We start from the raw sequence: 18151 nt of genomic DNA, 5'->3' as shown, positions 1-18151 counted from the left end.
GGGGAACTCCGCCTCAGGGGCGGCGGGATCCGGGCCGGCTGCTCCCCAGGAGAGCCAGCCGGCCGCCAGTACGCCCCAGGCGCCCATGCCGTACGCGCCGACGACGGCGAGGACGCGTACGGACCGGGCGGTCGCTCGGAGCGCCACAACGGTGTCGAACCCGGCCGTCAGCAACAGCGCGGCCGTGATCGTGAAGGCACCCGCCGAGACCGAGATCGCCCAGCACAGCAGCGGGAGTTGGGCCGCGGCCAGCGCTGCCGGAAGCGGCAGACGCAGCCCGGACAGGTGCGGGAGCAGGCCGTACGCCGTCCACAGCGCGGCCAGCAGCGCCGAGGCGATCGCCGTGTACGCCGCGGTGTCCACGCCGGTGAAGGCGATGTGCCGCACCGCGTACGCGTCCAGCACCGTCAGCGCCAGCGCCAGGCCGGCCAGCGACTCGGCGGTCGAGCGCAGCCCGCGCCCGAGCAGCGGCAGCGGCGCCGCGAGCGCGGCCGCCGTCACCGCGCCGAGCACCAGCGCCCGCCCCGCGATCCCCATGTGCCCCCAGCTGACCAGCGTGAACACCATCGCCGCGAGGGTGAGCAGAGTGCCGCCGAGCACCAGGAGGAGGTTCTGCACGCCGGATGCCGTGGCCTCCGGGCGGGGCGGGCCGAGGGGGGCCTGCCGTGCCGGGCTCGCGGGGACGGCTGGGGCGGCGGGGGCGGCCGGGGCGGCCTGGAGCGCGGCGACCAGCCAGGCGCGGCGGTGCAGCAACTGGGCCCGGCGGGCGTCCAGTTGCCGCAGCTCGGCGTCGAGGAACCGCAACTCCTCGGCCGGGGGCGGAACATGCGTCATGGCAGTGAGTGTGGTCCGCGTCACGTCACACGACATGAGTCCCCGTACTCAGAACGTACTCAGATCCCCGGCGGAACGCCCTGCGTACGGGCACACTCCTCGCATGGACTGGACGCACTACCGCTTCCGCAGTCTCTGGTCGCTGCCCGTCGCGCCCGCCACCGTCTACGAGGCGCTGGAGCAGGCCGAGGAGTACCCCCGCTGGTGGCCCCAGGTACGCGAGGTGACCCGCCTCGACGACACCACCGGCATCATCCGGATCCGCTCCCTCCTCCCCTACGACCTGCGCTTCACCGCCCGCGAGACGCGCCGCGACCCCCACGCCGGCGTCCTGGAGATCGCCATGACCGGCGACGTCGAGGGCTGGGCACGCTGGACGGTCACCGCGGCCGACGCCGGCACCCTGGCCCGTTACGAGCAGGCCGTCGACGTGCACAAGCCGCTGCTCAGGAGGTTCGCCGTCCCGGGACGGCCGCTCTTCCGCGCCAACCACGGGCTGATGATGCGGGCCGGACGGCGGGGTCTGGCCGCCCACCTGGAAGCGGTTTGATGCGAGCCCGCCCGGACCTGTATTGTTCAGTCCGTTCCCGGGCGATTAGCTCAGTGGGAGAGCGCTTCGTTCACACCGAAGAGGTCACTGGTTCGAACCCAGTATCGCCCACCGGGAAAGGCCGGTCCGCAGCAGCGGACCGGCCTTTGTCATGCCGCCGCGGGCAGGTCCGGCCGCAGCGGCCACTCCGTGTGGACGATCTCGTCCGTGCCGCTCCTCGCGAACCACGCCTGGAGACCGCGTGCCTGGGCCGCGTGCCACGTCGTCTGCAGCGTGTGCAATTCGGCGGGGGAGAGGCGTTCCAGGCGCGCGGTGAACCTGCGCCCCAGCGCCCGTACGACGTCCAGGGCGGCCAGGGCGTCCGCGGCCGCGTCGTGCGCGCCCTCCAGGTCCACGCCGTAGTGCGCGCACAGGTCGGTCAGGGTGCGGCGGCCCTTGCGGTAGCGGTCGAGGTGCTTGTCGAGGACCCGCGGGTCGAGGACCCGCAGCGCCGACGCCTCGAACCAGCGGTCCAGTGACGAGGCGCGATGTCGGCGCAACTCGCGGTCCAGCAGCGTGAGATCGAAGGGCGCGTTCATCACGACCAGCGGGCGGGCCATCGCAGCCTGCTCGGCCAGCTCCTCCGCTATCTCGTACATCACCGGCGCCGGCCAGCGGCCGTTGCGCGCCAGGTGCTCGTCCGTCAGCCCGTGCACCGCCGTCGCCGCCTCCGGCACCGGCACACCCGGGTTGACCAGCCATCGCGTCACCCGGGGCCGGGACCCCGGGGCGTCCTGGACGACGACGGCGGCCGACACGATCCGGTCGGTCTCGACGTCGACGCCCGTGGTCTCCGTGTCGAAGGCGGCCAGAGGCCCCTCGTACCAGCACGTCATGTCCGCACAACTCCTCGTTCACCCACGGCAGCTGACGTCCCGTCTTCTGCCCGTTTGGTGATACCCGGGCTGTTTGCGACGTACGCCGGAAGGACACAACAGGAGTGCGGGTCTTTGCAGTTCAGCGGCCCGCAGCGGGGAAACACTTGGCTTGGAAGGCTGTTTGGTCATGGCGATAGCGCAGCCCGAGCGGGGCGGGCTGCTGCCCGAACGCACGGGCCCCCTTCGCGGCACACTCGCCACCACCGCGTGCATGGAGACACTGCAGGTGGGCTATCTGCACGCGGTCGCCGCGGCGGCCGGCTGCTCGCTGTCGCAGCCGTTCCCGGACAACGGTATCGACTGGCACGTCAGTCACGGCTCGCCCGGACACACCGTCGACGACGAGGTCACCATCAAGGTGCAGCTCAAGTGCACGTACCAGGTGCCACCGAACCCGCCGGGCCGCTTCTTCTCCTTCACGCTCGACAACGACCATCTGCGCAAACTCGCCCGCACACCCGTGTCGGTGCACAAGATCCTGGTGGTGATGCTCGTCCCGCGCGCCCAGGACGACTGGCTCAGGGCGAGCCACGACCGGCTGGACCTCAGGCACTGCTGCTACTGGGTCAACCTCGCCGGGCACCCGATCACCGGCCGGACCCGGACCACCGTGCGGATACCGACCGCGCGCATCTTCGACGACCGTGCGCTGTGCGAGATCATGACGCGGGTCGGGACGGGAGGCAGACCATGACGCACCGCCCCCTGGAGGAGCCGCTCCGGCCCGTGAGGTCGCACCCCGACGACATCGCCGGCGCCGCCTGGCACCGGCCGCCCGAGCCCGGCCAGGTCGACCCCGCCGTGCTCGGCGCCCTGCTGCAGCGGCACGGCTGGCAGCGCCGCGGCGGCGCCCCCGGACGCTACGGCCGCTGGACCCCGCCCGGCCCCGGCGGCGGCACCAGCCTGCTCGTGCCGGAGAGCCGCGCCTTCCCCGACAGCGACGACCTGCTCGGCGAGGCGCTGCTCGCACTGAGCCGCAGCGGTACACCGTCCGCCCGCGAGGTGCTCGTCTCCCTCGCCGTGCCGAGCGACGAGATCCGCTGGTGGCGGGACGCGCCGTCCGGCCCCGCCGACTCCGCGCCCTGGAGCGTGGAGGAGCAACTGCGCACCGCCGCACGCCAGATGCTGCTCGCCGCCGCGCTCGCCACGCGCGCGCGTGCGGGCTACTACGGCGCCCGGCACCGGCGCTCCGCCGCCGCCCTGCTGGAGAGCGTCCTGGTGGGGCCAGCCGCCGGCGACGGCCGTCTCACCGCGTTCGTGCCCGTGGGCACGGGACGGCCCCTGGCCGTACGGCTGCACCAGGCGCTGTACGCCGCCCGCGAGGCCGTCGACTACCAGCGCGCGACCGGCGGCATGGACGCCTTCGACGGCGCCGTCGAGGCGGGCGTGAGCCGGGAGCTGACCGAGGCGCTGATCGCCCTGGTCAGCGGCACCGAGGGCGCCAGGATCGGGGTCGAGTGGGCGCCCGCGGCCGGGGTGCCCGAGGACTGCGTGGCGGGCGTCGAGCCCGTGGAGTTCTCGCCGGGCGACCTGCCCGTGCTGCGCGAGGCCGGCGCCCGCTATCTGCGCGAGGAGCCGTCCGTGCCCGTCCGGATCACCGGCACCGTGGTGCGGATGCGCAGGCCGGGACCGCGCGGCGAGGGCAGCGTGCGGCTGCGGGTGATCGCGGGGGCCGAGGTCCCGCACGTCCGGATCACCCTCGACGAGGAGGACTACCGCATCGCCGGGCACGCCCATCTCGTGGGGCTGCCGGTGCGGTTGCACGGGCGGCTGGAGTCCCGGGGCGGCTTCCGCCGGCTGACCGGCGCCACCGGCGTCGTACCGGTGCAGGTGGAGGAGGCGGAGCGGGACCGGCTGCTGAAGTCGCTGCAGGAGAATCTCGACTTCTTCGAGGAGGCGTGCAGCGGCGAGGACTGCGACTGAATCCGGACTGATCTTTTCCGAAAGGCAACCGTTTCGCGGTCGGAGGGTCGGGGTCGGTACGATCCCCTATTGCGCGCGCTCCTGGTATGGCGCCGCACTCCACCTTCAGTCAGGAGAGACCGGTGTCAGACGTCCGTGTGATCATCCAACGCGATTCCGAGCGGGAAGAGCGCGTGGTGACGACGGGCACTACGGCCGCCGAGCTCTTCGCCGGCGAGCGCTCGATCGTCGCCGCGCGCGTGGGCGGCGAGCTCAAGGACCTGGCGTACGCGCCGGCCGAGGGCGAGGTCGTGGAGCCGGTCGAGATCTCCTCCGAGGACGGTCTGGCCATCCTGCGCCACTCCACCGCGCACGTCATGGCACAGGCCGTGCAGGAGCTGTTCCCCGAGGCCAAGCTGGGCATCGGCCCGCCGGTCAAGGACGGCTTCTACTACGACTTCGACGTCGAGAAGCCCTTCCACCCCGATGACCTCAAGGCCATCGAGAAGAAGATGCAGGAGATCCAGAAGCGCGGCCAGCGCTTCTCCCGCCGCGTGGTCACCGACGAGGAGGCCCGCGCAGAGCTCGCCGACGAGCCGTACAAGCTGGAGCTGATCGGCCTCAAGGGCTCCGCCTCGCACGACGACGGCGCGGACGTCGAGGTCGGCGCGGGCGAGCTGACGATCTACGACAACCTGGACGCCAAGACCGGCGAGCTGTGCTGGAAGGACCTCTGCCGCGGTCCCCACCTGCCGACCACCCGGTACATCCCGGCGTTCAAGCTGATGCGCAACGCGGCCGCCTACTGGCGCGGCAGCGAGAAGAACCCGATGCTCCAGCGCATCTACGGCACCGCCTGGCCGACCAAGGACGAGCTGAAGGCGCACCTCGACTTCCTCGCCGAGGCCGAGAAGCGCGACCACCGCAAGCTCGGCAGCGAGCTCGACCTGTTCTCCATCCCGGAGCAGATCGGCTCCGGCCTCGCCGTCTTCCACCCCAAGGGCGGCATCATCCGCCGGGTCATGGAGGACTACTCGCGCCGCCGGCACGAGGAGGAGGGCTACGAGTTCGTCTACACCCCGCACGCGACGAAGGGGAAGCTCTTCGAGACGTCCGGGCACCTGGACTGGTACGCCGACGGCATGTACCCGCCCATGCAGCTCGACGAGGGCGTGGACTACTACCTCAAGCCCATGAACTGCCCGATGCACAACCTGATCTTCGACGCCCGCGGCCGCTCCTACCGCGAACTGCCGCTGCGCCTCTTCGAGTTCGGGACCGTGTACCGCTACGAGAAGTCGGGCGTCGTGCACGGCCTGACCCGGGCCCGCGGCTTCACCCAGGACGACGCGCACATCTACTGCACCCGTGAGCAGATGGCGGACGAGCTCGACAAGACGCTCACCTTCGTCCTCGGCCTGCTGCGTGACTACGGCCTGACCGACTTCTACCTGGAGCTGTCCACCAAGGACCCGGAGAAGTTCGTCGGCTCCGACGAGGTCTGGGAGGAGGCGACCGAGACGCTGCGCCAGGTCGCCGAGAAGCAGGGCCTGCCGCTGGTCCCCGACCCGGGCGGCGCCGCCTTCTACGGCCCGAAGATCTCCGTCCAGACCAAGGACGCCATCGGCCGGACCTGGCAGATGTCGACGATCCAGCTCGACTTCAACCTGCCGGAGCGCTTCGACCTGGAGTACACCTCCGCGGACGGCACCAAGCAGCGCCCGGTCATGATCCACCGTGCGCTCTTCGGCTCCATCGAGCGGTTCTTCGCCGTCCTGCTGGAGCACTACGCGGGCGCCTTCCCGGCGTGGCTGGCCCCGGTCCAGGCGGTCGGTATCCCGATCGGCGACGCGCACGTCGAGTACCTGGAGAAGTTCGCCGCCGAGGCCAAGAAGAAGGGCCTGCGGATCGAGGTGGACTCCTCCTCGGACCGCATGCAGAAGAAGATCCGCAACGCCCAGAAGCAGAAGGTGCCCTTCATGGTCATCGCGGGCGACGAGGACATGTCGAACGGCTCGGTCTCCTTCCGCTACCGCGACGGCTCGCAGGAGAACGGCATCCCGGTCGACGACGCCATCGCCAAGATCGTGAAGGTCGTGGAGGAGCGGACGCAGGTCTGATCCTGCGCCCCGTACGGAGCGCGTCGTAGGCAGGACGCCGTACGGAGCAGTCGTACGGAGGCCCTCGGGAGGTCAGCTTCCCGGGGGCCTCTCGTCGTCCTCCCGGGAGAACACCTGCAGCAGCCAGGAGGCGAAGGTGCCGGTCACCGCGCCGAGCAGCGCCAGGCCGATGGCCATCATGCCGACCGCGATGAGCCGCCCCAGCGGGGTCACCGGGACGACGTCGCCGTAACCGACGGTCGTGAGGGTCGCGCAGGCCCACCAGACGGCGTCCCCGAAGTTCTTCATCGAGGCGCCCGGAGCTCCGCGCTCCTGCTGGTAGACGGCGAGGGCACCGGCGAAGCCGAGGAGCACCGTCGCGAGCCCCGAGTACGCGATCACGCGCGCGTGCAGGGGCAGCCGCGGTTTGCCGTGCCGCCGCTGCACGGCTTCGTAGACCTTCACGACCCGAAGGGGGCGCAGCAGCGGCAGGATCACCACCGCCGCGTCCAGCGGATGCTTCCGCACATAGCTCAGCCCTTGCCCGCTCAGGCGCCAGAGCACCGCGTAGTTGATGAGGAACGACGCCCACGAGGCCAGCAGCACCGCGAGGGCGAGGTCCTGCACGGGGTCCGTCAGACCGGGCGCCAGAACGCGGACCGCGTACGAGGCGAGGAAGGCCAGCGACGCGACGGCGAGCGGAAGCTCGGTGCGCTGCTCCCAGGAGGCTCTGCGAGTGTCATCGTCCACGAGCCCAGCTTGGCCCGGCGGGCTTTTCCCGTAACCCCGCCGACACGCCGCGAACGGGCGACGCCATATGCTGCACTTCATGACGAGTGAGCCGGAGCAGCAGTGGGGAGTGGGGACGCAGGACGCCTTCCAGCGTCTGTGGACGCCCCACCGGATGGCCTACATCCAGGGCGAGAACAAGCCGACCGGCCCGGGTGCCGAGGACGGCTGTCCCTTCTGCTCCATCCCGGCCAAGTCCGACGAGGACGGGCTCATCGTCCGGCGCGGCGAGCAGGTCTACGCCGTGCTCAACCTCTACCCGTACAACGGCGGCCACCTCATGGTCGTGCCCTACCGTCACGTCGCCGACTACACGGACCTGACGGACCCCGAGACCGCCGAGCTCGCCGCGCTGACCAAGCAGGCGATGACGGCGCTGCGCACCGCCTCCGGGGCGCACGGCTTCAACATCGGCATGAACCAGGGCACCGTCGCGGGCGCGGGCATCGCCGCCCACCTCCACCAGCACATCGTCCCGCGCTGGGGCGGCGACACGAACTTCATGCCGGTCGTCGGCCACACACGGGTGCTGCCGCAGCTGCTGGCGGACACGAGGAAAATGCTGGCGGAGTCCTGGCCGACGGCGTGACGGACACCGGCTTACCCTCCGCGTCACCCGCCGGTCCGCCGCATCACCCAGCCCGTCCGGCGTACCACCCAGCCGGTCCGGCGCTTGAGGACAAGGCCGAAGGCCGGCAGGGGGTCTGGGGGCGCAGCCCCCAGGTCCACGCCCGCACGCGTACCCGTACCCGCACCGACACACCCGCCGAACCGCCGGCGGCCTACGCGTCGTAGACGTCCGCCTTCTTCGGCGTCACATCCTGAACAGCCGTCGACAGGAACGCCGAGCGCGTGCCGAACTTCTCCGTGTTCACGCCGTTCTCGTTCAGCACCCGGATCGCCGCCGCGTGCACCACGCGCAGCACCGGGGTGGCCGCCCGCAGGGCGTCGTCCGCCATGAAGCGGTGCCGCCACGGCTGGTCTGCCCACGCGTGCCGCATCCCGAAGGGCTCCGGCAGGACGATCGTGCCGCCGAGCCAGTTCAGCAGGGGCGGGTACCAGGAGATCGGGGCGCGGACGGACAGCCGCACCACCTCGTCGGTGTCGACCAGCGGCAGGGTGACCGTCCGGGTCTCCCACGGCTTGAAGGACTTCTGGACCTGCTTGGAGGGTGCCTCGGGCTTGCTGGTGAACAGTGAGTTCACGGGGCCCAGCGCATGGCCGGTGACCTCGATGCGCAGCGTCTCGTGCAGCACGGTCACCGTGATCATCATGGTGATGATCAACTGCCCGTCCCACAGCGTCCATTGGACGCCCAGGTAGTGCCGGTCACCCGCGCCGAACTGCTGCTTGTTGCAGATGTCCTGTATCGCGTGGGTCCTGACCTGGTACGCCTCCACGTCGGTGCCCTCGGGACGGGACACCGCCTTCGCGCCCTCGCCGATCGGCGTGACGATCCAGTGGCGTATGGAGGGCTTGGGGAAGCCGCCGGTGTTCAGGGTGTTGCGCTCCAGCATGCTCAACTGGTCCTGGATCGCGCGGATGACGTCCCAGCTGCGGAACGGGTGGATCTCCCGGGTCGGGTCGGCCGGCACCAGGTCCTCCGCCAGCTGCCAGCTGCCCCAGCGGGTGCCCATGCCGAGGATGCCCTTGGGCCCGGCGTAGAAGACGGAGTTGGACTGCTGCTCGGCGGCGAGCTTGGCGAGGGACTGGCGCAGCGCGTCCGCCTTCGTCTCGCCGGGGCCGGTCGGCACGGCCTCCGGCACCTTGGCGCCGACGCTGCTGCCGGCGAGCAGGCTGTCCCAGCGGCCGCGCAGGTCCTTCGCGGTGCGCTCGCATATCTGCTTGGCCCAGAACCAGCCGATGACCGGCATGATCACGCAGGCGCGCGCATACCAGGCCCAGAAGCCCTCGAAGGGCATCCGGATCAGGAAGATCACGGCCAGCGCGCCCACCGCCACCAGCAGGGTCGTCGCCAGGGCGCCGGCCCGCTTGTCGTCGCGCTTGGCCACGGTCTGGCGGATCGTGAAGATCATCAGCCAGACGAGCAGCCCCGGCAGGAACAACAGGCCGCACAGCACCATGACGATGGCAAGCCTGTTGTCCCGGTCCTTGCGGATGTTGTTCGCCGCGAGGGCGTGCTCGACGACGACCTGCGGCTCGGCCCCGAAGGACTGGATGAGCGGCTTGCGGCCGGGGCCCACCATGCGGTCGACCACGGCCCGCGAGTAGGCCTCGCCCAGGTTGGGCCGGAACAGGGTGGTCCAGCTGCGGCCCGGCTTGAGGGTCGTCTGGTGCCACTCGTTGTCGGCCTTCTTGATGTCCGCGACCGGGTTGTCCCGGTAGGTCGCCGAGGCCAGCGCGTACGTCGCGGTCTGGCCCTCGTCGCCCGTGCGCGGCACCTGGGGCCCGAAGATGTCCCCGTAGCCGCTCTCAACGGTCATGCCCGCCCCCGATCGCCGCTCGACCTCGCCTCTGCGGCTCTTCCCGACTTCCTTGCTCCGCACACCTGTTGATCAGGCCGGTGCGCCGATTCCGCGCCGACTTGATCACGTCATCAGCGTATCGGCAGGCACCGACATCCGTCGGCGGACGGCCGAAGCCGTCCGCCGGCAGGGAGGGGAGCGGTCCGTACGAGCGACCCGGACGCGCCCGGCGCCAACTACGAGGCGGCGCGCGCCTCTTCACGAATCCTTTCTGCGATCTGCGGGGGCATCGGCTCGTGCCGCGCGTAGGAGCGGTTGAAGCGCGCGGTGCCGTGCGAGAGGGAGCGCAGGTCCACGGCGTACCGCCCGATCTCGATCTCGGGCACCTCGGCGCGGATCAGTGTGCGGTTGCCGGTGGTCTGCTCGGTGCCCAGCACCCGGCCGCGCCGCCCCGACAGGTCGCTCATCACGGCGCCCACGTAGTCGTCGCCGACCAGGACCGAGACCTCCGCCACCGGTTCCAGCAGATGGATCTTGGCGTCGGACGCGGCCTCGCGCAGTGCGAGCGCACCGGCCGTCTGGAAGGCGGCGTCCGAGGAGTCCACGGAGTGCGCCTTGCCGTCGAGGAGCGTCACGCGGACGTCGATGAGAGGATGCCCGGCCGCGACCCCCTTGGCCGCCTGGGCGCGCACGCCCTTCTCGACCGAGGGGATGAACTGCCGCGGCACCGCGCCGCCGACGACCTTGTCCACGAACTCGATGCCCGAGCCGCCGGGCAGCGGCTCCACCTCGATCTCGCAGATCGCGTACTGCCCGTGCCCGCCGGACTGCTTCACATGGCGTCCGCGCCCCGCCGATTTGCCCGCGAACGTCTCCCGCAGGGAGACCATGTGCGGTACGACGTCGACCTGGACGCCGTAGCGGCTGCGCAGCCGCTCCAGCGCGACGTCCGCGTGCGCCTCGCCCAGGCACCACAGCACCACCTGGTGGGTGTCCTGGTTCTGTTCGAGCCGCATCGTCGGGTCCTCGGCGACCAGCCGGGACAGGCCCTGGGAGAGCTTGTCCTCGTCCGCCTTGCTGTGCGCCTGGATGGCGAGCGGCAGCAGCGGGTCGGGCATCTCCCACGGCTCCATGAGCAGCGGATCGTCCTTGGCCGAGAGGGTGTCGCCGGTCTCCGCGCGGCCGAGCTTGGCCACGCACACCAGGTCGCCCGCGATGGCGTGCGTCACCGGCCGCTGGGTCTTGCCGAAGGGCGTGGACAGCGCACCGACGCGCTCGTCGACGTCGTGGTCCTCGTGCCCGCGGTCGGACAGGCCGTGCCCGGAGACGTGCACCGTCTCGTCGGGGCGCAGGGTGCCGGAGAAGACCCGGACCAGGGAGACGCGGCCGACATAGGGGTCGGAGGACGTCTTCACGACCTCGGCGACCAGCGGTCCCTCGGTGTCGCACGCCTTGATCTCGCGGGTCTTGCCGTCGATGGTGGTGACACCCGGCGTGGGGTGCTCGAACGGCGTCGGGAAGCCGCCCGTGACCAGCTCCAGCAGTTCGACCGTGCCGATGCCCTGCCGGGCGCCCTCGGCCGCGGGGGCGGCGGCCAGGACGGGAAAGAAGACCCCGCGCGCGACGGCCCGCTCCAGGTCCTCGACGAGCGTCTTGAAGTCGATCTGCTCGCCGCCCAGATAGCGGTCCATGAGGGTCTCGTCCTCGCTCTCCGAGATGATCCCCTCGATCAGCCGGTTGCGGGCCTCGTCGATCCCGGGCAGCTGGTCCTCGCCGGGCTCGGACTCCTTGCGCTCGCCGGAGGAGTAGTCGAACAGCTTCTGCGACAGCAGCCCCACCAGGCCCGTCACGGGCGCGTGCCCGTCGGGTCCCTGCGGACCGTGCAGCGGCAGGTACAGCGGCAGCACGGCGTCGGGGTCGTCCCCGCCGAAGGCCTCGGCGCAGATCCGCGTCATCTCCTCGAAGTCCGCGCGGGCGGACTCCAGATGCGTGATCACGATCGCCCGCGGCATGCCGACGGCCGCGCACTCCTCCCACACCATGCGCGTCGAGCCGTCCACGCCGTCCGAGGCCGAGACGACGAAAAGGGCCGCGTCCGCCGCTCGCAGACCGGCCCTCAGTTCTCCGACGAAGTCGGCGTATCCGGGGGTGTCGAGGACATTGATCTTGATGCCGTCCCATTCGACGGGCACCAGGGAGAGCTGTACCGAACGATTCTGCCGGTGCTCGATCTCGTCGTAGTCCGAGACGGTGCCGCCGTCCTCCACGCGGCCTGCCCGGTTCACTGCTCCCGCGGTGAGCGCGAGAGCTTCCACCAGTGTCGTCTTGCCCGATCCGGAGTGGCCGACCAGCACCACATTCCGTACGGACGCGGGGTGGTCGGCCGCTGTAGCCCTGCCGGCGGCTCCGGGATGTGTGCTTGCCTTGTCGCCCATGGCCTTGCCTCCCGTGCACGGTGAGGTCTCTGTGGGCGCGGGCATGCCGGGCCGCGTGCGGTGGCGGCTCCGACGACGCCCGCGGTCCTTCGAGCTTTCCACTCCCGTCACGGTGCGTCCATACGAACGACGCGATCGCGCCGTTACCCGTCTGCCTTCAGGCCGTGACGGCGGCGTGCGGGTGCCCGACCGTCGCACACGCGCGCGCGTGGCTACGATGGGCCAGCCGGTGGCCAGCAGGGGCCGAGCCGGCCACACCGACCGTCGGGAAGGCCATGCTGAACAAGTACGCGCGTGCATTCTTCACGCGTGTCCTCACGCCGTTCGCCGCGTTTCTGATCCGCCGGGGGGTCAGTCCCGACACGGTGACGCTCATCGGAACGGCCGGCGTGATGGCCGGCGCGCTGGTCTTCTTCCCCAGGGGCGAGTTCTTCTGGGGCACGATCGTGATCACGCTCTTCGTCTTCTCCGACCTCGTCGACGGCAACATGGCCCGCCAGCTGGGCCGCTCCAGCCGGTGGGGCGCCTTCCTCGACTCGACCCTGGACCGGGTCGCCGACGGGGCGATCTTCGGCGGCTTCGCCCTCTGGTACGCGGGCAGCGGCGACGACAACGTGCTGTGCGCGGTCTCCATCTTCTGCCTGGCCAGCGGCCAGGTGGTGTCGTACACCAAGGCCAAGGGCGAGTCGATCGGGCTGCCGGTGGCGGTCAACGGCCTCGTCGAGCGCGCCGAGCGCCTGGTCATCTCGCTGGTGGCGGCCGGCCTCGCCGGGATGCACAACTTCGGGGTGCCGGGCATCCAGTACCTGCTGCCCGTCGCGCTGTGGATCGTCGCCGTGGGCAGCCTGGTCACGCTGATCCAGCGGGTCGTCACCGTCCGCCGGGAGTCGGCCGAGGCCGAGGCCGAGGCGGGCACGCCGGAGAACGCCTCGCACGGGAGCGAGGCGGCCAAGTGAGCGCCCGGGACCGGTTGACGGACGGGCTCTACGGCCTCGGCTGGAGCACCGTCAAGAACCTCCCCGAGCCGGTCGCGGTACGCCTCGGCCGCAGCATCGCCGACCTCGCCTGGAAGCGGCGCGGCAAGGGCGTGCAGCGCCTGGAGAGCAACTACGCGCGCGTGGTGCCCGGCGCGAGCCCCGAGCGCCTCGCCGAGCTCTCGCGCGCGGGCATGCGGTCGTACCTGCGCTACTGGATGGAGTCATTCCGCCTCCCGGCGTGGAGCGCCGAGCGCATAAAGGGCGGCTTCGACCCCAAGGACGTGCACTACCTGACCGACGGGATCGCCTCCGACCGGGGCGTCATCCTGGCGCTGCCGCACATGGCCAACTGGGACCTCGCCGGCGCCTGGGTCACCACCGAGCTCGAGACGCCGTTCACCACGGTCGCCGAGCGCCTCAAGCCCGAGACCCTCTACGACCGCTTCGTCGCCTACCGCGAGGGCCTGGGCATGGAGGTCCTGCCGCACAGCGGCGGCAGCGCCTTCGGCACGCTGGCCCGGCGGCTGCGCGACGGCGGCCTGGTCTGCCTGGTCGCCGAGCGCGACCTGTCGACCTCGGGCGTCGAGGTCCGGTTCTTCGGCGAGGCCACCCGCATGCCCGCCGGACCCGCCCTGCTCGCCCAGCAGACGGGCGCGCTGCTCCTGCCGGTGACACTCTGGTACGACGACTCGCCGGTCATGCGGGGGCGGGTGCATCCTCCGATCGAGGTGCCCGAGACAGGTGACCGGCCCGAAAAGACGTCTGTCATGACACAGGCGCTGGCCGATGCCTTCGCCACGGGGATCGCGGACCATCCGGAGGACTGGCACATGCTCCAGCGCTTGTGGCTCAAGGACCTTCAGCCCCGCCCGGCTGACGGTGCGGCCGGGGAGCGGCCGTGAAGATCGGCATCGTCTGCCCGTACTCGTGGGACGTGCCCGGCGGCGTCCAGTTCCACATCCGCGACCTCGCGCAGTACTTCATCGGGCTGGGCCACGAGGTCTCCGTGCTGGCCCCCGCCGACGACGACACCCCGCTGCCGCCGTACGTCGTCTCCGCCGGCCGCGCGGTCCCGGTGCCGTACAACGGCTCGGTGGCGCGGCTGAACTTCGGCTTCCTGTCGGCGGCGCGGGTGCGCCGCTGGCTGCACGACGGCCGGTTCGACGTGATCCACATCCACGAGCCGACCTCGCCGTCCCTGGGCCTGCTGACCTGCTGGGCCGCGCAGGGCCCGATCGTCGCCACCTTCCACACCTCCAACCCCCGCTCCCGTGCGATGATCGCCGCGTACGCGATCCTGCAGGCGGCCCTGGAGAAGATCAGCGCCCGGATCGCCGTGAGCGAGTACGCGCGCCGCACGCTGGTGGAGCACCTGGGCGGCGACGCCGTCGTCATCCCGAACGGCGTCGATGTCGACTTCTTCGCGCGGGCCAAGCCCAACCCCGAGTGGCAGGGCGAGACCATCGGTTTCATCGGCCGCATCGACGAGCCCCGCAAGGGCCTGCCCGTCCTGATGAGGGCCCTGCCGAAGATCCTCGCCGAGCGTCCGAAGGCCCGGCTGCTCGTCGCGGGCCGCGGTGACGAGAAGGAGGCGGTCGAGTCGCTGCCCGCCGAACTGCGCCCGCGCGTGGAGTTCCTGGGCATGGTCAGCGACGAGGAGAAGGCCGGTTTCCTGCGCAGCGTCGATCTGTACGTCGCCCCCAACACCGGCGGCGAGAGCTTCGGGATCATCCTGGTCGAGGCGATGTCGGCGGGCGCGCCGGTGCTCGCCTCGGACCTGGACGCCTTCGCGCAGGTGCTGGACCAGGGAGCGGCCGGCGAGCTGTTCGCCAACGAGGACCCCGACGCGCTGGCCCGGGCGGCGGTGCGGCTGCTCGGCGACCCCGCGCGCAGGGCCGAGCTGCGGGCGCGGGGGAGCGAGCACGTACGCCGCTTCGACTGGTCGACGGTCGGGGCCGACATCCTCTCCGTGTACGAGACGGTGACGGCGGGCGCGGCGGCGGTCGCGGCCGCCGACGACGAGCGGGGGCCGGGTCTGCGGGCGCGGTTCGGGCTGGCGCGCGACTGACCGGTGCCCGCGCGGGGGGTGCCGCCGCTGACGGCAACCGCCCGTGAACGCCCGGGTAACGTGTGCCCCCGTGACCGTCACCCTCATCTGGATCCTCGTCGTCCTCGTCGCCGTCGGCCTGTACCTGAGCTGGACGGCGGGCCGGCTCGACCGGCTGCACGCCAGGATCGACGCCGCCCGCGCCGCCCTCGACGCGCAGCTGCTGCGCAGGGCCTCCGTGGCCCAGGAACTGGCCACCTCCGGCGTCCTGGACCCGGCCGCCTCGATCGTCCTGTACGAGGCCGCGCACGCCGCGAGGCAGGCCGAGGAGGAGCAGCGGGAGGTCGCTGAGAGCGAGCTCAGCCAGGCCCTGCGCGCCGTGTTCGCGGAGGCGCAGCAGGTGGAGGCGGTCCGTGAGGCACCCGGCGGCGACGCGGCCGCACGCGAGCTGACCGAGGCAGTGCGCCGCGTCCCGATGGCCCGCCGCTTCCACAACGACGCCGTCGGCGCGGCCCGCCGGCTGCGCGAGCACCGCAAGGTCCGCTGGTTCCGGCTGGCCGGCCACGCCCCCTTCCCGATGGCCTTCGAGATGGACGACGAGCCGCCGACGGCCCTGGCCGACCGCGCGCCCCAGCAGTCGTAGGGCCGCGACGGCCGGCAAAAGGATCCACCGGCTTCCCATTGGCCCTTGCTGTGGACTGGCCCAATCGCGTTTCCTCGGAGCTTGCAGAAACCCTCTTTCACTTCAGTGAGGTCATCCGTGTCCAGCACGCTCTCCGAAAACCAGGCCCCCGAGACCGGCACCGCGCGCGTGAAGCGCGGCATGGCCGAGCAGCTCAAGGGTGGCGTGATCATGGACGTCGTCACGCCGGAGCAGGCGAAGATCGCCGAGGACGCGGGCGCCGTCGCCGTCATGGCGCTCGAGCGGGTCCCGGCGGACATCCGCAAGGACGGCGGCGTGGCCCGCATGTCCGACCCGGACATGATCGAGGGCATCATCGGGGCCGTCTCGATCCCGGTCATGGCCAAGTCCCGCATCGGCCACTTCGTCGAGGCCCAGGTGCTGCAGTCCCTCGGCGTCGACTACATCGACGAGTCCGAGGTCCTCACCCCGGCCGACGAGGTCAACCACTCCGACAAGTGGGCCTTCACCACCCCCTTCGTCTGCGGTGCCACCAACCTGGGCGAGGCCCTGCGCCGGATCGCCGAGGGCGCGGCCATGATCCGCTCCAAGGGCGAGGCCGGCACCGGCAACGTCGTCGAGGCCGTCCGCCACCTGCGCCAGATCAAGGGCGAGATCGCCAAGCTGCGCGGCTGCGACAACAACGAGATCTACGCCGCCGCCAAGGAGCTGCGCGCCCCCTTCGAGCTGGTCAAGGAGGTCGCCGAGCTCGGCAAGCTCCCGGTGGTGCTGTTCTCCGCCGGTGGTGTGGCCACCCCCGCCGACGCCGCGCTCATGCGCCAGCTCGGCGCCGAGGGCGTCTTCGTCGGCTCCGGCATCTTCAAGTCCGGCGACCCGGCCAAGCGCGCCGCCGCCATCGTGAAGGCGACCACCTTCTACGACGACCCCAAGATCATCGCGGACGCGTCCCGCAACCTGGGCGAGGCCATGGTCGGCATCAACTGCGACACCCTCCCCGAGGCCGAGCGCTACGCCAACCGCGGCTGGTAAGGACCACAGCTACCCCATGAACACTCCTGTCATTGGCGTCCTGGCCCTGCAGGGCGACGTACGGGAGCACCTCACCGCACTGGCCACGGCCGACGCCGTGGCCAGGCCGGTGCGGCGCCCCGAGGAACTCGCCGAGGTGGACGGCCTGGTCATCCCCGGCGGCGAGTCCACCACCATCTCGAAGCTGGCCGTCCTGTTCGGCGTGATGGAGCCGCTGCGCGCGCGTGTGCGCGCGGGCATGCCGGTCTACGGCACCTGCGCGGGCATGATCATGCTCGCCGACAAGATCCTCGACCCGCGCTCGGGCCAGGAGACGATCGGCGGCATCGACATGATCGTCCGCCGCAACGCCTTCGGCCGGCAGAACGAGTCCTTCGAAGCGGCGGTCGACGTCCGGGGCGTCGAGGGCGATCCTGTAGAGGGCGTCTTCATCCGCGCCCCCTGGGTGGAGTCCGTGGGCGCCGAGGCCGAGGTGCTCGCGGAGCACGCCGGCCACATCGTGGCGGTCCGCCAGGGCAACGCGCTCGCCACGTCGTTCCACCCGGAACTGACCGGCGACCACCGCGTGCACTCGCTCTTCGTCGACATGGTGCGCGCCTCCCGGACACCGGAGTCCTTGTAGGATCTCTGGAGTTCGTTGCAGAGATGGGTTACGCGAAGGAGACAGGCAGATGTCCGGCCACTCTAAATGGGCCACGACGAAGCACAAGAAGGCCGTGATCGACGCCAAGCGCGGCAAGCTCTTCGCGAAGCTGATCAAGAACATCGAGGTCGCGGCGCGGATGGGCGGCGTGGACCTCGAGGGCAATCCGACCCTCTACGACGCCGTCCAGAAGGCGAAGAAGCAGTCGGTCCCGAACAAGAACATCGACTCCGCGATCAAGCGCGGCGGTGGTCTCGAGGCCGGTGGCGCCGACTACGAGACGATCATGTACGAGGGCTACGGGCCGAACGGCGTCGCGGTGCTCATCGAGTGCCTCACCGACAACCGCAACCGCGCCGCCTCCGACGTCCGCGTCGCCATGACCCGCAACGGCGGCAACATGGCCGACCCGGGCTCGGTGTCGTACCTCTTCAACCGCAAGGGCGTCGTCATCGTCCCCAAGGGTGAGCTCTCCGAGGACGACGTCCTCGGTGCCGTCCTGGACGCCGGCGCCGAGGAGGTCAACGACCTCGGCGAGTCCTTCGAGGTGCTGAGCGAGGCCACCGACCTGGTCGCCGTCCGCACCGCCCTCCAGGACGCCGGGATCGACTACGACTCCGCCGAGGCCAACTTCGTCCCGACCATGCAGGTCGAGCTGGACGAGGAGGGCGCGAAGAAGATCTTCAAGCTGATCGACGCGCTCGAGGACAGCGACGACGTGCAGAACGTCTTCGCCAACTTCGACGTCAGCGACGAGGTCATGGAGAAGGTCGACGCGTAACGCTGCCGCGAACGAAGCGGTTTCGGCGGGCCGGTGGGACAACACGTCCCACCGGCCCGCCGCCGTTGTCGGTGGCAGC

Annotated in this window: 15 protein-coding genes, 1 tRNA gene and 2 pseudogenes; 13 read left to right on the top strand and 5 right to left on the bottom strand. The window is 71.2% G+C overall.

Features of this window, described 5'->3' with window-relative positions; genetic code table 11:
* Positions 1-870 (bottom strand): annotated as a pseudogene (locus ACFU97_RS36255) (hypothetical protein); the annotation flags it as partial.
* A gap of 67 nt (positions 871-937) precedes the next feature.
* Here ACFU97_RS36255 and ACFU97_RS36250 point away from each other — a divergent pair.
* Both ACFU97_RS36250 and ACFU97_RS36245 read left to right on the top strand, forming a co-directional pair.
* A complete protein-coding gene (locus ACFU97_RS36250; RefSeq protein WP_384265012.1) occupies positions 938-1384 on the top strand; it encodes an SRPBCC family protein in 447 nt (148 codons plus the stop codon).
* A 39-nt stretch (positions 1385-1423) separates the two neighbouring features.
* Positions 1424-1495 (top strand) — tRNA-Val (locus ACFU97_RS36245).
* A gap of 38 nt (positions 1496-1533) precedes the next feature.
* On the opposite strand, the gene ACFU97_RS36240 is transcribed toward ACFU97_RS36245, so the two are convergent.
* Entirely contained in the window at positions 1534-2259 is a 726-nt protein-coding gene (locus ACFU97_RS36240) for a 3'-5' exonuclease (RefSeq protein ID WP_384265010.1), read from the bottom strand.
* 169 nt (positions 2260-2428) lie between these two features.
* Between ACFU97_RS36240 and ACFU97_RS36235 the strand changes: the two genes are divergently transcribed.
* From ACFU97_RS36235 to thrS, 3 genes are all read left to right on the top strand, one after another.
* Entirely contained in the window at positions 2429-2995 is a 567-nt protein-coding gene (locus ACFU97_RS36235) for a DUF4365 domain-containing protein (protein WP_384265008.1), read from the top strand.
* Positions 2992-4224, top strand: coding sequence for a hypothetical protein (locus tag ACFU97_RS36230; RefSeq protein WP_384265007.1), 1233 nt, complete (start codon positions 2992-2994; stop codon positions 4222-4224). Before ACFU97_RS36235 ends, ACFU97_RS36230 begins: the two co-directional genes overlap by 4 nt.
* Positions 4225-4346: 122 nt before the next feature.
* A complete protein-coding gene (gene thrS / locus ACFU97_RS36225; RefSeq protein ID WP_384265005.1) occupies positions 4347-6323 on the top strand; it encodes a threonine--tRNA ligase in 1977 nt (658 codons plus the stop codon).
* A gap of 72 nt (positions 6324-6395) precedes the next feature.
* Here thrS and ACFU97_RS36220 read toward each other — a convergent pair whose 3' ends face one another.
* Entirely contained in the window at positions 6396-7052 is a 657-nt protein-coding gene (locus ACFU97_RS36220; RefSeq protein WP_384265004.1) for a potassium channel family protein, read from the bottom strand.
* Positions 7053-7119: 67 nt separating this feature from the next.
* Between ACFU97_RS36220 and ACFU97_RS36215 the strand changes: the two genes are divergently transcribed.
* Positions 7120-7680, top strand: a complete 561-nt coding sequence (locus ACFU97_RS36215) for an HIT family protein (protein ID WP_384265002.1) — start codon at positions 7120-7122, stop codon at positions 7678-7680.
* A gap of 193 nt (positions 7681-7873) precedes the next feature.
* Here the strand turns inward: ACFU97_RS36215 and ACFU97_RS36210 are convergent, their stop codons facing one another.
* Positions 7874-9535: a hypothetical protein gene (locus ACFU97_RS36210; RefSeq protein WP_384265000.1), complete on the bottom strand. Its 1662-nt coding sequence runs from the start codon at positions 9533-9535 to the stop codon at positions 7874-7876.
* A gap of 218 nt (positions 9536-9753) precedes the next feature.
* The gene (locus ACFU97_RS36205) at positions 9754-11952 is read right to left on the bottom strand and encodes an elongation factor G-like protein EF-G2 (RefSeq protein ID WP_384264999.1); all 2199 of its coding nucleotides are present in this window, start codon (positions 11950-11952) and stop codon (positions 9754-9756) included.
* Positions 11953-12169: 217 nt separating this feature from the next.
* Between ACFU97_RS36205 and pgsA the strand changes: the two are divergent.
* The 7 genes and pseudogenes from pgsA to ACFU97_RS36170 all read left to right on the top strand — a co-directional run bounded on the left by pgsA (position 12170) and on the right by ACFU97_RS36170 (position 18072).
* Positions 12170-12908, top strand: a pseudogene (pgsA, locus tag ACFU97_RS36200) (phosphatidylinositol phosphate synthase).
* A complete protein-coding gene (locus ACFU97_RS36195; protein WP_384264997.1) occupies positions 12905-13831 on the top strand; it encodes a phosphatidylinositol mannoside acyltransferase in 927 nt (308 codons plus the stop codon). The pseudogene pgsA and the gene ACFU97_RS36195 overlap by 4 nt, the downstream one beginning before the upstream one ends.
* Complete coding sequence (locus tag ACFU97_RS36190; RefSeq protein WP_384264995.1) at positions 13828-14997, top strand: glycosyltransferase family 4 protein; 1170 nt, start codon at positions 13828-13830, stop codon at positions 14995-14997. The genes ACFU97_RS36195 and ACFU97_RS36190 overlap by 4 nt, the downstream gene beginning before the upstream one ends.
* Before the next feature lie 70 nt (positions 14998-15067).
* A complete protein-coding gene (locus ACFU97_RS36185; protein WP_384264993.1) occupies positions 15068-15619 on the top strand; it encodes a hypothetical protein in 552 nt (183 codons plus the stop codon).
* A 117-nt stretch (positions 15620-15736) separates the two neighbouring features.
* The gene (pdxS, locus tag ACFU97_RS36180) at positions 15737-16648 is read left to right on the top strand and encodes a pyridoxal 5'-phosphate synthase lyase subunit PdxS (protein ID WP_384264991.1); all 912 of its coding nucleotides are present in this window, start codon (positions 15737-15739) and stop codon (positions 16646-16648) included.
* A 16-nt stretch (positions 16649-16664) separates the two neighbouring features.
* On the top strand, positions 16665-17270 hold the full coding sequence (gene pdxT, locus ACFU97_RS36175) for a pyridoxal 5'-phosphate synthase glutaminase subunit PdxT (RefSeq protein WP_384264989.1): 606 nt from the start codon (positions 16665-16667) through the stop codon (positions 17268-17270).
* Between the two features lie 49 nt (positions 17271-17319).
* Entirely contained in the window at positions 17320-18072 is a 753-nt protein-coding gene (locus ACFU97_RS36170) for a YebC/PmpR family DNA-binding transcriptional regulator (protein WP_384264987.1), read from the top strand.
* Positions 18073-18151 lie beyond the last annotated feature (79 nt).

This window comes from Streptomyces sp. NPDC057616, assembly GCF_042800575.1.
Classification (GTDB): domain Bacteria; phylum Actinomycetota; class Actinomycetes; order Streptomycetales; family Streptomycetaceae; genus Streptomyces.
This window is presented reverse-complemented; position numbering and strand designations above follow the sequence as displayed.

Excerpts from the sequence above, each read along its gene's own strand:
- ACFU97_RS36170 (WP_384264987.1), top strand. The coding sequence starts at position 17,320 with ATGTCCGGCCACTCTAAATGGGCCACGACGAAGCACAAGAAGGCCGTG.
- ACFU97_RS36240 (WP_384265010.1), bottom strand. The coding sequence starts at position 2,259 with ATGACGTGCTGGTACGAGGGGCCTCTGGCCGCCTTCGACACGGAGACC.
- ACFU97_RS36250 (WP_384265012.1), top strand. The coding sequence starts at position 938 with ATGGACTGGACGCACTACCGCTTCCGCAGTCTCTGGTCGCTGCCCGTC.
- ACFU97_RS36210 (WP_384265000.1), bottom strand. The coding sequence starts at position 9,535 with ATGACCGTTGAGAGCGGCTACGGGGACATCTTCGGGCCCCAGGTGCCG.
- ACFU97_RS36230 (WP_384265007.1), top strand. The coding sequence starts at position 2,992 with ATGACGCACCGCCCCCTGGAGGAGCCGCTCCGGCCCGTGAGGTCGCAC.
- ACFU97_RS36235 (WP_384265008.1), top strand. The coding sequence starts at position 2,429 with ATGGCGATAGCGCAGCCCGAGCGGGGCGGGCTGCTGCCCGAACGCACG.
- ACFU97_RS36215 (WP_384265002.1), top strand. The coding sequence starts at position 7,120 with ATGCTGCACTTCATGACGAGTGAGCCGGAGCAGCAGTGGGGAGTGGGG.
- ACFU97_RS36205 (WP_384264999.1), bottom strand. The coding sequence starts at position 11,952 with ATGGGCGACAAGGCAAGCACACATCCCGGAGCCGCCGGCAGGGCTACA.
- pdxT (WP_384264989.1), top strand. The coding sequence starts at position 16,665 with ATGAACACTCCTGTCATTGGCGTCCTGGCCCTGCAGGGCGACGTACGG.